The organism is Acinetobacter schindleri (assembly GCF_010918895.1).
In the GTDB taxonomy this organism is placed as follows: Bacteria; Pseudomonadota; Gammaproteobacteria; order Pseudomonadales; family Moraxellaceae; genus Acinetobacter; species Acinetobacter schindleri.
Window position 1 is genome coordinate 54,008 of the sequence record NZ_CP044484.1, and the last position, 15,589, is coordinate 69,596.

At 51.3% G+C, this 15,589-nt stretch carries 11 protein-coding genes and 5 pseudogenes; 8 read left to right on the forward strand and 8 right to left on the reverse strand.

The genetic code is table 11. The features are described 5' to 3' along the window. Positions 1-238 precede the first annotated feature (238 nt). Both FSC11_RS15085 and FSC11_RS15090 read right to left on the reverse strand, forming a co-directional pair. On the reverse strand, positions 239-1,471 hold the full coding sequence (locus tag FSC11_RS15085; protein WP_001255534.1) for an ATP-binding protein: 1,233 nt from the start codon (positions 1,469-1,471) through the stop codon (positions 239-241). Between the two features lie 550 nt (positions 1,472-2,021). After that, positions 2,022-2,333: pseudogene (locus FSC11_RS15090) on the reverse strand (HNH endonuclease signature motif containing protein); the annotation flags it as partial. 282 nt (positions 2,334-2,615) lie between these two features. Here FSC11_RS15090 and sul2 point away from each other — a divergent pair. From sul2 to FSC11_RS15135, 7 genes and pseudogenes are all read left to right on the forward strand, one after another. Next, positions 2,616-3,431 (forward strand): sulfonamide-resistant dihydropteroate synthase Sul2, encoded by an 816-nt coding sequence (sul2, locus tag FSC11_RS15100; RefSeq protein WP_001043260.1) that lies wholly within the window; start codon positions 2,616-2,618, stop codon positions 3,429-3,431. A gap of 60 nt (positions 3,432-3,491) precedes the next feature. After that, the gene (gene aph(3'')-Ib, locus FSC11_RS15105) at positions 3,492-4,295 is read left to right on the forward strand and encodes an aminoglycoside O-phosphotransferase APH(3'')-Ib (protein WP_001082319.1); all 804 of its coding nucleotides are present in this window, start codon (positions 3,492-3,494) and stop codon (positions 4,293-4,295) included. Next, entirely contained in the window at positions 4,295-5,131 is an 837-nt protein-coding gene (locus tag FSC11_RS15110; RefSeq protein WP_000480968.1) for an aminoglycoside O-phosphotransferase APH(6)-Id, read from the forward strand. Before aph(3'')-Ib ends, FSC11_RS15110 begins: the two co-directional genes overlap by 1 nt. 404 nt (positions 5,132-5,535) lie before the next feature. Next, positions 5,536-6,315: an APH(3')-VI family aminoglycoside O-phosphotransferase gene (locus FSC11_RS15120; RefSeq protein WP_058199817.1), complete on the forward strand. Its 780-nt coding sequence runs from the start codon at positions 5,536-5,538 to the stop codon at positions 6,313-6,315. A gap of 82 nt (positions 6,316-6,397) precedes the next feature. After that, positions 6,398-6,451 (forward strand): annotated as a pseudogene (locus tag FSC11_RS16435) (hypothetical protein); the annotation flags it as partial. A 47-nt stretch (positions 6,452-6,498) separates the two neighbouring features. Then, positions 6,499-6,627: pseudogene (locus FSC11_RS15130) on the forward strand (hypothetical protein); the annotation flags it as partial. Next, positions 6,627-7,463: an aminoglycoside O-phosphotransferase APH(6)-Id gene (locus FSC11_RS15135; protein WP_000480968.1), complete on the forward strand. Its 837-nt coding sequence runs from the start codon at positions 6,627-6,629 to the stop codon at positions 7,461-7,463. The pseudogene FSC11_RS15130 and the gene FSC11_RS15135, both read left to right, overlap by 1 nt. Before the next feature lie 106 nt (positions 7,464-7,569). Here FSC11_RS15135 and FSC11_RS15140 read toward each other — a convergent pair. The 5 genes and pseudogenes from FSC11_RS15140 to FSC11_RS15160 all read right to left on the reverse strand — a co-directional run. Beyond that, a pseudogene (locus FSC11_RS15140) lies at positions 7,570-7,974 on the reverse strand (IS91 family transposase); the annotation flags it as partial. 117 nt (positions 7,975-8,091) lie between these two features. Further along, a pseudogene (locus tag FSC11_RS15145) lies at positions 8,092-8,391 on the reverse strand (LysR family transcriptional regulator); the annotation flags it as partial. A 27-nt stretch (positions 8,392-8,418) separates the two neighbouring features. Beyond that, positions 8,419-9,633: a chloramphenicol/florfenicol efflux MFS transporter FloR gene (floR, locus tag FSC11_RS15150; RefSeq protein ID WP_000214122.1), complete on the reverse strand. Its 1,215-nt coding sequence runs from the start codon at positions 9,631-9,633 to the stop codon at positions 8,419-8,421. 216 nt (positions 9,634-9,849) lie between these two features. After that, on the reverse strand, positions 9,850-10,734 hold the full coding sequence (locus FSC11_RS16325) for a DUF3363 domain-containing protein (RefSeq protein WP_001447541.1): 885 nt from the start codon (positions 10,732-10,734) through the stop codon (positions 9,850-9,852). A 30-nt stretch (positions 10,735-10,764) separates the two neighbouring features. Next, the gene (locus tag FSC11_RS15160) at positions 10,765-12,258 is read right to left on the reverse strand and encodes a transposase (protein WP_156734113.1); all 1,494 of its coding nucleotides are present in this window, start codon (positions 12,256-12,258) and stop codon (positions 10,765-10,767) included. A 448-nt stretch (positions 12,259-12,706) separates the two neighbouring features. On the opposite strand from FSC11_RS15160, the gene erm reads away from it, so the two are divergent. Beyond that, a complete protein-coding gene (gene erm / locus FSC11_RS15165) occupies positions 12,707-13,579 on the forward strand; it encodes a 23S ribosomal RNA methyltransferase Erm (protein ID WP_084929516.1) in 873 nt (290 codons plus the stop codon). A gap of 340 nt (positions 13,580-13,919) precedes the next feature. Here the strand turns inward: erm and FSC11_RS15170 are convergent, their stop codons facing one another. Continuing rightward, a complete protein-coding gene (locus FSC11_RS15170; protein WP_163167828.1) occupies positions 13,920-15,413 on the reverse strand; it encodes an IS91-like element ISCR2 family transposase in 1,494 nt (497 codons plus the stop codon). Positions 15,414-15,589 lie beyond the last annotated feature (176 nt).

The following is a 15,589-nucleotide window of genomic DNA, read 5'->3' on the forward strand; positions in this document are numbered from 1 at the left end:
GCCCAGATGGATGAATGGGCAAACTAAGGAATTAATATCCTTCAGAAACTCCAGCGCAATTCTCGCTACTTTCAGTAAGCGACTCTGGCTCAATCATGATAGTCTGACTCAATCGAATCGAGGTAAATCGATCCATCACAATTGGAGCAGAAATTATGCTTGAATACATTCTTGAATGATGCTGAAAAGTCTTTGAGTTTTAATTAATAAATAAGAGTATCCATGTCTACCCTCAACTTTACTTATTTTCAGATAGCAACCAATCGAGAGCACTCATTTTTACAATACCATTATAATTCGCTTCAGTCCCTATCGTGTCTAAGGTAAGCAAATACTTGGGATACGAATCAGAAATTTTCTGTAATGGACGTAACTCTCGGCTGAGTGTCTCCTCATTGAGCGTTTCTAATGCCACCTGATAATAAGTTAAATTCTGTAAAGTATCGACAGCAACAAAATCAATTTCATATTCATCAACCCGCCCTACATAGACCGTATAACCTCGTCTGACAAGCTCAAGATAAATCACATTTTCTAAGATATGACCTTGATCAGCATTAGCATCAGGCAACATAATCCGGCGCAATCCGACATCAACTAAATAGTATTTTTCAGAGGATTGTAATAACTCACGCCCGCGTACTTTAAATTGTGCGGCACTATAAAATAACAAACTGTCCTGTAAGCCCTGAATATAGCGTTTTACTGTTTCAAATGAAATCTTAACCCCACTTGAAACAAAGGTATTTTTAATTTTATTGATGGAAATGGGTGAGCCTGTCACGCTTGCTAAATATCTTGCGACACGCTCGAGAGAGTTAATATCGGCCGTATTCAAACGGGGAATAACATCTTTAAACATTACACTGGCATAGACCGCTTGCAAGTAATCATAAGTTTCCTGCTGGCTAGTCATGGCAAGCGTATAAGGGAAACTACTGCGCGTATACATGGCATACAAATCACGATTGGATAATTGTTGGATGATCGGATTATTTTCAATATGCCACTGTTTAAATTCTTGGAATGACAGAGGTAGAACGTGTTGCTCGATATAGCGTCCTGTAAGTAAAGTCGCAAGTTCTCCACTTAGAAAGAATGCATTTGAGCCTGTAATATATAAATCGATATAATCCCGAACATATAAGGAGTCGACTACTTTCTCAAAATTGGTAACATGTTGTATTTCATCTAAAAAAACATAGTTTTTTTTGCTTTTATCAACTTTAGACAGTACATAATCATGTAGTTTACGGTAATCTGTGAGTTCTTCAAATTCCATAAATTCGAAATTGATAGCAATGATGTTTTCGGCTTGTACACCCTGTGCTTTTAGGTCTTGTTGAAACATCGCTAACAAGGTGGATTTTCCAGAGCGACGTACACCCGAAAGCACTTTAATGACATCACGGTCTTGCCATGTATTCAGAAATTTTAAGTAGCCATCACGTCGAATATTAGCGCTTCTCATTATTTACACTTAGAATCTAAAGTTTTAATAAATTCTATCAAATTTTAGAATGTATATGTAAATATATTTAGTTTTAAGAAAAGTTTAAAGGTTAAGTGAAACATTCAAAGCTGCTGTAGAAGCATGTAAACATGCAGATCTGATCAAAATCCAAATTCTGTCTTTTTGATTATTTTCCATGTCATGTTATGTCATTTATGCTACGAGTTAACTGCTATATAAATTAAGTGAAAAGTAAATGGAACTAAGTTGTTAACTAGAGTGGAACTCATTTTTGTTGTGCTGATGGTCTCAGCCTTAATCCTAATTGCTTATGAAATGCTAAAAGGTTTATTTTAGAGCATCTATACAATTTTTGATCAAAAAAAGCCCACAGAGGGAATCTATGGGCGAAACTAAGGACCTTGACGGTCATTCAGAAACTACAGCTAGTTTCTGGTTGTGATTCTGGACTGAATTAAAAATAACCATATTGGCTGAATGTATCAAAAGTTAAATCATGTGATTAATCATTGATACTTCTGCAAAAATGAGCTCATCGCTCTGTTGATTAATACAGTAATTCACCAAACAAATCCGCTCTAATCTCTTCCAGGCTCAGATCTGATTTCATCCTATTACAGATGGGATGAACCAGCAGACCATTCTCTAGAACACCTTGCCCACCTACGGCTTTGGCAATCCGATGATCCGATTCAGTAGAATCAAGATAGATCAATCCATCACAAATGAGGCAAAAGTTATGATTACCCACCAGAAAATTGTGCTTAAGCAGACTCTTGGTTAATGCCGAAAAGGCCTTGGGCTTTGACCGAGAAATTGGACTAATCGACTCCACATATCCCACTCTATTGTAAACAAGACATTTTTATCTTTTATATTCAATGGCTTATTTTCCTGCTAATTGGTAATACCATGAAAAATACCATGCTCAGAAAAGGCTTAACAATATTTTGAAAAATTGCCTACTGAGCGCTGCCGCACAGCTCCATAGGCCGCTTTCCTGGCTTTGCTTCCAGATGTATGCTATTCTGCTCCTGCAGCTAATGGATCACCGCAAACAGGTTACTCGCCTGGGGATTCCCTTTCGACCCGAGCATCCGTATGAGACTCATGCTCGATTATTATTATTATAGAAGCCCCCATGAATAAATCGCTCATCATTTTCGGCATCGTCAACATAACCTCGGACAGTTTCTCCGATGGAGGCCGGTATCTGGCGCCAGACGCAGCCATTGCGCAGGCGCGTAAGCTGATGGCCGAGGGGGCAGATGTGATCGACCTCGGTCCGGCATCCAGCAATCCCGACGCCGCGCCTGTTTCGTCCGACACAGAAATCGCGCGTATCGCGCCGGTGCTGGACGCGCTCAAGGCAGATGGCATTCCCGTCTCGCTCGACAGTTATCAACCCGCGACGCAAGCCTATGCCTTGTCGCGTGGTGTGGCCTATCTCAATGATATTCGCGGTTTTCCAGACGCTGCGTTCTATCCGCAATTGGCGAAATCATCTGCCAAACTCGTCGTTATGCATTCGGTGCAAGACGGGCAGGCAGATCGGCGCGAGGCACCCGCTGGCGACATCATGGATCACATTGCGGCGTTCTTTGACGCGCGCATCGCGGCGCTGACGGGTGCCGGTATCAAACGCAACCGCCTTGTCCTTGATCCCGGCATGGGGTTTTTTCTGGGGGCTGCTCCCGAAACCTCGCTCTCGGTGCTGGCGCGGTTCGATGAATTGCGGCTGCGCTTCGATTTGCCGGTGCTTCTGTCTGTTTCGCGCAAATCCTTTCTGCGCGCGCTCACAGGCCGTGGTCCGGGGGATGTCGGGGCCGCGACACTCGCTGCAGAGCTTGCCGCCGCCGCAGGTGGAGCTGACTTCATCCGCACACACGAGCCGCGCCCCTTGCGCGACGGGCTGGCGGTATTGGCGGCGCTGAAAGAAACCGCAAGAATTCGTTAACTGCACATTCGGGATATTTCTCTATATTCGCGCTTCATCAGAAAACTGAAGGAACCTCCATTGAATCGAACTAATATTTTTTTTGGTGAATCGCATTCTGACTGGTTGCCTGTCAGAGGCGGAGAATCTGGTGATTTTGTTTTTCGACGTGGTGACGGGCATGCCTTCGCAAAAATCGCACCTGCTTCCCGCCGCGGTGAGCTCGCTGGAGAGCGTGACCGCCTCATTTGGCTCAAAGGTCGAGGTGTGGCTTGCCCCGAGGTCATCAACTGGCAGGAGGAACAGGAGGGTGCATGCTTGGTGATAACGGCAATTCCGGGAGTACCGGCGGCTGATCTGTCTGGAGCGGATTTGCTCAAAGCGTGGCCGTCAATGGGGCAGCAACTTGGCGCTGTTCACAGCCTATCGGTTGATCAATGTCCGTTTGAGCGCAGGCTGTCGCGAATGTTCGGACGCGCCGTTGATGTGGTGTCCCGCAATGCCGTCAATCCCGACTTCTTACCGGACGAGGACAAGAGTACGCCGCAGCTCGATCTTTTGGCTCGTGTCGAACGAGAGCTACCGGTGCGGCTCGACCAAGAGCGCACCGATATGGTTGTTTGCCATGGTGATCCCTGCATGCCGAACTTCATGGTGGACCCTAAAACTCTTCAATGCACGGGTCTGATCGACCTTGGGCGGCTCGGAACAGCAGATCGCTATGCCGATTTGGCACTCATGATTGCTAACGCCGAAGAGAACTGGGCAGCGCCAGATGAAGCAGAGCGCGCCTTCGCTGTCCTATTCAATGTATTGGGGATCGAAGCCCCCGACCGCGAACGCCTTGCCTTCTATCTGCGATTGGACCCTCTGACTTGGGGTTGATGTTCATGCCGCCTGTTTTTCCTGCTCATTGGCACGTTTCGCAACCTGTTCTCATTGCGGACACCTTTTCCAGCCTCGTTTGGAAAGTTTCATTGCCAGACGGGACTCCTGCAATCGTCAAGGGATTGAAACCTATAGAAGACATTGCTGATGAACTGCGCGGGGCCGACTATCTGGTATGGCGCAATGGGAGGGGAGCAGTCCGGTTGCTCGGTCGTGAGAACAATCTGATGTTGCTCGAATATGCCGGGGAGCGAATGCTCTCTCACATCGTTGCCGAGCACGGCGACTACCAGGCGACCGAAATTGCAGCGGAACTAATGGCGAAGCTGTATGCCGCATCTGAGGAACCCCTGCCTTCTGCCCTTCTCCCGATCCGGGATCGCTTTGCAGCTTTGTTTCAGCGGGCGCGCGATGATCAAAACGCAGGTTGTCAAACTGACTACGTCCACGCGGCGATTATAGCCGATCAAATGATGAGCAATGCCTCGGAACTGCGTGGGCTACATGGCGATCTGCATCATGAAAACATCATGTTCTCCAGTCGCGGCTGGCTGGTGATAGATCCCGTCGGTCTGGTCGGTGAAGTGGGCTTTGGCGCCGCCAATATGTTCTACGATCCGGCTGACAGAGACGACCTTTGTCTCGATCCTAGACGCATTGCACAGATGGCGGACGCATTCTCTCGTGCGCTGGACGTCGATCCGCGTCGCCTGCTCGACCAGGCGTACGCTTATGGGTGCCTTTCCGCAGCTTGGAACGCGGATGGAGAAGAGGAGCAACGCGATCTAGCTATCGCGGCCGCGATCAAGCAGGTGCGACAGACGTCATACTAGATATCAAGCGACTTCTCCTATCCCCTGGGAACACATCAATCTTACCGGAGAATATCGTTGGCCAAAGCCTTAGCGTAGGATTTCGCCCTCTCCCGCAAACGACCCCGACAAGGCAATTGATTAAGTGCTTAATGATTGAATATTTGACACAGGTCAACGCATCAGCTTGTTTAAGATATGGAGAAACAAGATGATTGATCCCTAAAATCATAGCGCAACTCGGGTTTGATTAAAAAAAAGCCTCTTTTTTAAGAGGAGCTACAGCTGTGTCGGCTGGGACAATAATTTTGCAAGTTCTTCTAGGGAATAAGCCATATTTTTGCTACAGTGAACCAAATTAAGATCATCTATTTACTAGGCCTCGCATTTGCGGGGTTTTTAATACTGAATAAAAGGAAAGCTTGATGGAATTGCCCAATATTATTCAACAATTTATTGGAAACAGCGTTTTAGAGCCAAATAAAATTGGTCAGTCGCCATCGGATGTTTATTCTTTTAATCGAAATAATGAAACTTTTTTTCTTAAGCGATCTAGCACTTTATATACAGCGACCACATACAGTGTTTCTCGTGAAGCGAAAATGTTGAGTTGGCTCTCTGAGAAGTTAAAGGTGCCTGAACTCATCATGACTTTTCAGGATGAGCAGTTTGAATTCATGATCACTAAAGCGATCAATGCAAAACCAATTTCAGCGCTTTTTTTAACAGACCAAGAATTGCTTGCTATCTATAAGGAGGTACTCAATCTGTTAAATTCAATTGCTATTATTGATTGTCCATTTATTTCAAACATTGATCATCGGTTAAAAGAGTCAAAATTTTTTATTGATAACCAACTCCTTGATGATATAGATCAAGATGATTTTGACGCTGAATTATGGGGAGACCATAAAACTTACCTAAGTCTATGGAATGAGTTAAATGAGACTCGTGTTGAAGAAAGATTGGTTTTTTCTCATGGCGATATCACGGATAGTAATATTTTTATAGATAAATTCAATGAAATTTATTTTTTAGATCTTGGCCGTGCTGGGTTAGCAGATGAGTTTGTAGATATATCCTTTGTTGAACGTTGCCTAAGAGAGGATGCATCGGAGGAAACTGCTAAAATATTTTTAAAGCATTTAAAAAATGATAGACCTGACAAAAGGAATTATTTTTTAAAACTTGATGAATTGAATTGATTCCAAGCATTTTCTAAAAATACTTAATTGTCATTTTACGTCGATTCTTTGGACCGTAGATGCAGAACAAGATCGTGAAAGAATTTATGATTATCTTGATGAAAGAAATCCAATTGCTGCAATTGAATTGGATGATTTAATTCGGGAAAAAGTTAGTTTGCTTGCTCATAATAATCTCATGGGGAGAACTGGGCAGCGCCAGATGAAGCAGAGCGCGCCTTCGCTGTCCTATTCAATGTATTGGGGATCGAAGCCCCCGACCGCGAACGCCTTGCCTTCTATCTGCGATTGGACCCTCTGACTTGGGGTTGATGTTCATGCCGCCTGTTTTTCCTGCTCATTGGCACGTTTCGCAACCTGTTCTCATTGCGGACACCTTTTCCAGCCTCGTTTGGAAAGTTTCATTGCCAGACGGGACTCCTGCAATCGTCAAGGGATTGAAACCTATAGAAGACATTGCTGATGAACTGCGCGGGGCCGACTATCTGGTATGGCGCAATGGGAGGGGAGCAGTCCGGTTGCTCGGTCGTGAGAACAATCTGATGTTGCTCGAATATGCCGGGGAGCGAATGCTCTCTCACATCGTTGCCGAGCACGGCGACTACCAGGCGACCGAAATTGCAGCGGAACTAATGGCGAAGCTGTATGCCGCATCTGAGGAACCCCTGCCTTCTGCCCTTCTCCCGATCCGGGATCGCTTTGCAGCTTTGTTTCAGCGGGCGCGCGATGATCAAAACGCAGGTTGTCAAACTGACTACGTCCACGCGGCGATTATAGCCGATCAAATGATGAGCAATGCCTCGGAACTGCGTGGGCTACATGGCGATCTGCATCATGAAAACATCATGTTCTCCAGTCGCGGCTGGCTGGTGATAGATCCCGTCGGTCTGGTCGGTGAAGTGGGCTTTGGCGCCGCCAATATGTTCTACGATCCGGCTGACAGAGACGACCTTTGTCTCGATCCTAGACGCATTGCACAGATGGCGGACGCATTCTCTCGTGCGCTGGACGTCGATCCGCGTCGCCTGCTCGACCAGGCGTACGCTTATGGGTGCCTTTCCGCAGCTTGGAACGCGGATGGAGAAGAGGAGCAACGCGATCTAGCTATCGCGGCCGCGATCAAGCAGGTGCGACAGACGTCATACTAGATATCAAGCGACTTCTCCTATCCCCTGGGAACACATCAATCTCACCGGAGAATATCGCTGGCCAAAGCCTTAGCGTAGGATTCCGCCCCTTCCCGCAAACGACCCCAAACAGGAAACGCAGCTGAAACGGGAAGCTCAACACCCACTGACGCATGGGTTGTTCAGGCAGTACTTCATCAACCAGCAAGGCGGCACTTTCGGCCATCCGCCGCGCCCCACAGCTCGGGCAGAAACCGCGACGCTTACAGCTGAAAGCGACCAGGTGCTCGGCGTGGCAAGACTCGCAGCGAACCCGTAGAAAGCCATGCTCCAGCCGCCCGCATTGGAGAAATTCTTCAAATTCCCGTTGCACATAGCCCGGCAATTCCTTTCCCTGCTCTGCCATAAGCGCAGCGAATGCCGGGTAATACTCGTCAACGATCTGATAGAGAAGGGTTTGCTCGGGTCGGTGGCTCTGGTAACGACCAGTATCCCGATCCCGGCTGGCCGTCCTGGCCGCCACATGAGGCATGTTCCGCGTCCTTGCAATACTGTGTTTACATACAGTCTATCGCTTAGCGGAAAGTTCTTTTACCCTCAGCCGAAATGCCTGCCGTTGCTAGACATTGCCAGCCAGTGCCCGTCACTCCGCGGTCTTCACTGCGTGATCGAGTTGATCGACACCCGCCGTGACACGCTCCATGAAGTGCCTGCCTGCGTCTGTTAGCCGAACGCCCCGCGCATGGCGCTCAAATAGCAGGACACCAAGGTTATCCTCCAGCGCTTTCACACGCGCGCTGACGCTCGACTAGCTGATACCAAGTGCCTTGGCCGCATGCCGAAAATTCAGATGCTCGGCGACGGCGATGAACTGAACAAGGGAAATGAGCGGTATCCTGCCAGACAGGATACCGACATTCACGAGGTTTCGATGGTTAGTGCGCCGCATCGGAGCGGGCCTGCTACCAGTCGTCGGTTAGACGACTGGCGACTTCTCGGTGGCAGCCCCACGGAGCCGAAGGAGCACCAGCCCCAACGAAACCAGTACCGCCATCGCCGTGGCGTAACAGATCACGGGCCACGCTGTGTCACCGTTTAAAAGTGCCACCGCCAATGTCCCGACAATGCTGACTATCAGGCTTTGAACGCAGAAGTAGAACGCGACCGCTGATCCCGCGATGTCGTCGAACTCTGCCAAAGCGCCGTTCGCGGTAACGGACACCGTGAAGACAATACCGACCGCGACAACCCACATCGGTAGGATGAAGGTGAGGAATGACGGCGAGCCGTAAAGTTCGCCGATCCCCAACAGGACCGCTCCGCAAACAAGCAACGCCATCCCACGCGCCACGCATCCTGCGATGCCCCATCTGGCGACAAAGGACTTCGCGAAACGGGTTGTCACGATCATTACAAGCGCGACAGTGGCGAAGGCAAAGCTGAATCCGATCTCGGAATATTCCGCTTGGCCTATGAGCACACGGGGAGCCGTCGAGAAGAAGACGAAGTAGGTGCCCATACCGGCGCTAAAGCCGACAGTGTAAACCCAAAAAGCCGGACTCGCGAAGATCGGCAAGACAGATCGGCGCGTCTTGACTTGATCCAGAGGGCGGGTTTCGTGCCACCTGAAACCCGCATTTAGGAGTGCGAGCATCGCCAGTATAGCCAAAGTAATGAATATCGCCTGCCATCCCAAGAACTCGCCGATCAATACTCCGGCGATAGGGCCGAGCGCAGGCACGAACGCCAGCATCGAACTGAAAAGGCCGTAGATGACGACACCCTCAGGACGGTTGGCATAAACGTCGCGAACCGTCGCGAACGTCGCCACCAGCATGGCCGACGCGCCCACTGCTTGAAGTAGACGGAAAGCGACAAAGGCCGGTGCAGTTGAAGACCAAGCTGCTCCCAGAGACGCAATGACGAAAGCCGTTGCGCCCGCAAGTAGAATTGGCCGTCGCCCGATTCTGTCTGAGAGCGGACCAAAAATCACCTGGCCCACGCCGAGCATCACCATATAGAGGCTCAACGTGAGTTGGATCATAGCGGGCGTCGTGTTCAGGATGCCGGGCATCGCTGGAACGACAGGGAGATAAATATCCATCGCCAGTGAAGCGAGGATGTCGAAAGGAGCCATCAGCAGCAGTGCTGCCGGCAGCGTATAGGCCCACGCGGGGCGTGTGGTGGTCATGACGAATCAACCCTCGATTAAGGAATACCGGGCGACGTCTGCTCGTCAGCAATCAGATGAGACTAGCCTTACAGAGCGCCGCAACAACAATACTGGTTGTTGCGGCTTACTTGTCTGCTGACTTGGAATTTCCCATCTGATTACTCCACGCTTACGAATATGAATTGCTACATTTTATCCGATTATCTTTTGCTTCGCAATGCGGCATGGGCGCACTCAGCGTTCCAGCCCCCTCTGCCGCCCTAACTGCCACGACACCGACCCGCCCTGCACGATGCCCATAACCTCGCGGCCGAGTTGGCGGTCGATGATCGGCCGCCACGGGACAAGGGTGAACTCATGGGATTTCTCGACCACGGCGAACTTGCCGCTCGATAGATGCACGGTTCCGGTAAACTTGCCGCTGACGCTCTCGCCGTCCGTGGCGGCGCGGAACGGCAGGCCCTTACTCAAAGCCATATCCGATCCGACGCCGGCTACCTCGCGCTCCCGCAGGATGGCGAGAAGGTTGCGCCGGTAGAAGACGCGGCTGTCCCGGCTGCGGGTGGCGTCGCCCTGTTCGATATGGTGCTCGCGGCGCTGGTCCATGGCTTCGCGGACTTGTTGCCCGAAGCCGGTTGGCGCAAGGTCGGCCGTCTCGCCGTGGATCAGCCGCCGGTCCAGCCAGGTCGCGCCGTCCGATCCGATCTGTTTGTTCAGATCGACCGGGGAAAGGACGCGAACGCTGGCCTGACTGTCTCGGCCGGCGTCATGGGCGGCGGCACGGCTGACCAGATCATCGGGGATGCGCCATTGGTCGGCGTCGATCCGCTCGACGATACCGGCCCGGCGTAGCGCCTCCAGCCGGCGCACATGGGCATCGACATAGCCCTCATAGTCGCCGCCTGGAACGCGGCACGTATAGGAAGAATAAACGCCCTTTTCACCCAAGTCCAACAGCTTTGGACCGCAGTTGACTCTTTCGACACCCCTGCGATGCAACCCAATCCGGCTGACGGGGAGCCAGCAACGCTGAAAATTTACCCTCCTCTTTCCCACTAGCGGCTCCTTTTCCGACAACCAGCACGGCGGATCCCTGCCGCGGCGCTGTGAACGCAGCATTTTGATTGGTATCGTTGGCCTTCAGGCTCGTCAGTCAAACAGACCCAGGAGCAGCTCAGCCGGTGGCGCCCGGCTTTCGGGTAACGCCCTGGTCCCGCTGGTTTCGGCTTTGTGCTTCAGGTGATCAAGGATCTGCTTGATCACTATAGGGTCTTCAATGCAGGCGATGACTTTCATGGCGCCGCCGCAGCCGCTGCAGGTCTCGATGTCGATATTGAAAACACGCTTGAGCCGTTGCGCCCATGTCATCGACGCTCGCCGTTGTGCTGGTGTTGCCGGTTCATCAGCCACCCTGACCTTGTTGCCCCTGCCCCGTTTTGCCGGCGTGACCAACGCCCGGTGCCGACTGTTGGGTGCGAACACCCCGTGGAAGCGGGTTAGGTTGACTCTGGGCTTCGGTACCAGGGCGGCCAGCCTTGCAATGAAATCCAATGGTTCGAAAATGACGTGCGTGGTGCCGTCCCGGTACGGCGTCTTGAGCTGGTAGCGCACGTTGCCGCCTCGTGTTAACGACAGCCGCTTCTCGGATACCGCCGGGCGGCTGATGTACCGGCACAGCCGTTCGAGCTTCTTGCGTTCATCGGCCCTGGCCGCCACGCCGGCGTGCAGGCTGGACCCGGCTACCTTGCCAATCCCGTCACCGAACGGATCACCACTGGTCGGCAGAGTTTGCAAAGTGAACACCTTTCGCCCCGCCTGTGAACCGACAGCGATACGGTAAGTGATCGAGTGCCCCAGCAGGGGTGTCATCGGGTCGTCATCCACCGCATCCGAGGCCAGATAGCTGTTTTCGACATCCCGTTCCAGCAGGCCTTGCCGTTCCAGATAGCGACCCACCCGGTGGGCGATGGTGTGCGTCAGCTGGGTGAGCTCTGGGCTGGTCGGCGCCTTGACCCAGCGGAAACGCGCTGAGCCGTGGGATTGCTCGACATACACACCGTCGAGGAACAGCATGTGAAAGTGAATGTTGAGGTTCAGTGCACTGCCGAAGCGCTGGATCAGGGTGACGGCACCGGTCTTGGCCGCTTGGTGGGTATAGCCCGCTTTCTTGACCAGATGCGTGGCGATGACGCGGTAAACGATGCCCAACACCCGGCCCATGACCTCCGGCCGGCTGGCGAACAGAAAGCGCAATTGAAAGGGAAAGCTGAGTACCCATTGGCGCATGGGCTGTACGGGCAGAACCTCATCGACCAGTAGCGCGGCGCTTTCGGCCATACGCCGTGCGCCACAACTAGGACAGAAGCCCCGACGTTTGCAGCTGAACGCAACCAGGTGCTCAGCGTGACACGACTCACAACGCACCCGCAGAAAGCCGTGTTCGAGACGGCCGCATTTGAGGTAGTCGTCAAACTCGCGTTGCACATAGCCGGGCAGTTCCCTGCCCTGCGCCGCCAAATGGGCAGCGAACGTCGGGTAGTATTCTTCGACGATCCGATAGAGCAGGGTTTGCTCGGGCCGGTGACGCTGGTAACGACCAGTGTTCTCGTCCCGGCTGGCCATCCTGGCCGCCACTTGGGGCATGATCCGCATCCTTGCGATACTGTGTTTTTATACAGTTTATCGCTCAGCTGCGAGATATTGAAGTCTCAGCTGTGATGCCAGCCAGTGCCAGACATTGCCTGTGAGTGCCAGTCACTCCCACTCTATTGTAAATAGAGTTGAGTACTCTATGAAATAAAAGGGGCGAACAAAAAAGAAAGCTGCCTATTCTTTTACGAATAAGCAATTTTTCAGCACGGCAGAACTGAACCTTTGCGGGGAATATCCTTTACAAGTCATTTTTATTTAACTATTTTCGAAACCACTCTAAAATGTATTGTGTTTTCCTAATATATATGCTAAAATATATTAAGTATTGCCTTGTATAGAATTAGAGTACGCAACTCTATGAAAAATACGAGTTTACCAATAACGATACACCCAACGGCAACAAAAAATCAAATAGCCACACGGGTAAAGGAGTAGGCTATTGGAACGCAACATAAAAGACTCTCAAAATTTTTTACACAATGCCCAACTAGTAAATAAACTAGTCGGACTTAGCAATATAACTTGCGATGATTTGGTTTATGAAATCGGACCCGGCAAAGGAATTATCACTCGAGCCTTACTTGGACGCTGTAGACAAGTTGTTGCGATAGAGTACGACGCGGAATTGTACAGGCGATTGCTTGAGCAATTAAAGGGGCACGAGGATTTAGTTCTGCTGAACAGGGACTTTCTAACAGTAGATTTGCCGAGCGAGCCGTACAAAGTTTTTTCTAACATACCATTCAACATGACTGCGGATATTTTGAGCAAACTTTTGACGACGGGAAGGACGCCCGAGGATTTATATCTCGTCATGCAACAAGAGGCGGTATATAAGTACGCAGGTGAGCCTTTGTGCCAAGATGGATTTAAGTCGCTACTTTTTAAGCCGATTTACGAAATCAAAGTCATTCACAACTTTGATAAAGCGGACTTTTCGCCAAGCCCGAATGTATCAATATTTTTTGTGAACTTTCACAAAAAAGAATACTGCGACATAAAAAAATTGCCGCTAATCGACTACTGGGATTTCTTGGCTTTTGTATATTCCGCGCCAGGCAGATTTTTTAAGGAAAAAACAAAAAAAGTTTTTTCATACGAACAACAAAAGCGGATACGAAAGCAAATCGATCTTCACGAGGAGGCGTTTATTTCGGAATGGACATACAAACAATGGCTTGCCATGTTTGATGTATACTCTAAAATGGTTTCGCCAGAAAAAAAGAAATTGGTTATAGGCGCATATAGCCGATTGATTGCCGAGCAGGCAAAACTCGACAAACTACATCGTGACAGGAGCAAAAAGTATTAGCCGATGGCAAGCGTAACCTTTAAGAAAATAAACAAGGTTTACGACGGAAAAGTACAAGCCCTAAAAGACATAGAACTGAAAATCAATGCGCAAGATTTTTTAGTGATTGTGAGTATAGGAAGAATAAACGCCGTTTTTCTCCAAGTCCAGCCACTGTAGACCGCGAATGACGGCCTGCTTTGCCAGTGGGTGATTCTGAATCCGGCCCGTGTAGCCATCGATCCCGCCGAAAATTTACCCGTTTTTCCCGACAGCCGGGGCCAACCCAAGCCGCCGGCATAACGCATCCCTGCCGCGGCTGAATTACCGCAGCATCGTGATCGGAATCGTTTGGGACGGGTCAGTCAAACAGACCCAGGAGCAGCTCAGCCGGTGGCGCCCGGCTTTCGGGTAACGCCCTGGTCCCGCTGGTTTCGGCTTTGTGCTTCAGGTGATCAAGGATCTGCTTGATCACTATAGGGTCTTCAATGCAGGCGATGACTTTCATGGCGCCGCCGCAGCCGCTGCAGGTCTCGATGTCGATATTGAAAACACGCTTGAGCCGTTGCGCCCATGTCATCGACGCTCGCCGTTGTGCTGGTGTTGCCGGTTCATCAGCCACCCTGACCTTGTTGCCCCTGCCCCGTTTTGCCGGCGTGACCAACGCCCGGTGCCGACTGTTGGGTGCGAACACCCCGTGGAAGCGGGTTAGGTTGACTCTGGGCTTCGGTACCAGGGCGGCCAGCCTTGCAATGAAATCCAATGGTTCGAAAATGACGTGCGTGGTGCCGTCCCGGTACGGCGTCTTGAGCTGGTAGCGCACGTTGCCGCCTCGTGTTAACGACAGCCGCTTCTCGGATACCGCCGGGCGGCTGATGTACCGGCACAGCCGTTCGAGCTTCTTGCGTTCATCGGCCCTGGCCGCCACGCCGGCGTGCAGGCTGGACCCGGCTACCTTGCCAATCCCGTCACCGAACGGATCACCACTGGTCGGCAGAGTTTGCAAAGTGAACACCTTTCGCCCCGCCTGTGAACCGACAGCGATACGGTAAGTGATCGAGTGCCCCAGCAGGGGTGTCATCGGGTCGTCATCCACCGCATCCGAGGCCAGATAGCTGTTTTCGACATCCCGTTCCAGCAGGCCTTGCCGTTCCAGATAGCGACCCACCCGGTGGGCGATGGTGTGCGTCAGCTGGGTGAGCTCTGGGCTGGTCGGCGCCTTGACCCAGCGGAAACGCGCTGAGCCGTGGGATTGCTCGACATACACACCGTCGAGAAACAGCATGTGGAAGTGAACATTCAGATTGAGCGCCGATCCAGAACGCTGGATCAGGGTGACCGCGCCCGTCTTGGCCACTTGGTGGGTATGGCCCGCTTTCTTGACCAGGTGCGTGGCAATGACGCGGTAAACGATGCCCAGCACCCACCCCATGATCTCGGGCCGGCTGGCAAACAGGAAACGCAGCTGAAACGGGAAGCTCAACACCCACTGACGCATGGGTTGTTCAGGCAGTACTTCATCAACCAGCAAGGCGGCACTTTCGGCCATCCGCCGCGCCCCACAGCTCGGGCAGAAACCGCGACGCTTACAGCTGAAAGCGACCAGGTGCTCGGCGTGGCAAGACTCGCAGCGAACCCGTAGAAAGCCATGCTCCAGCCGCCCGCATTGGAGAAATTCTTCAAATTCCCGTTGCACATAGCCCGGCAATTCCTTTCCCTGCTCTGCCATAAGCGCAGCGAATGCCGGGTAATACTCGTCAACGATCTGATAGAGAAGGGTTTGCTCGGGTCGGTGGCTCTGGTAACGACCAGTATCCCGATCCCGGCTGGCCGTCCTGGCCGCCACATGAGGCATGTTCCGCGTCCTTGCAATACTGTGTTTACATACAGTCTATCGCTTAGCGGAAAGTTCTTTTACCCTCAGCCGAAATGCCTGCCGTTGCTAGACATTGCCAGCCAGTGCCCGTCACTCCCACTCGATTGTAAACAAGCACACAAAACCCTTTAGTGACAACAATTTGCAAGAACTAT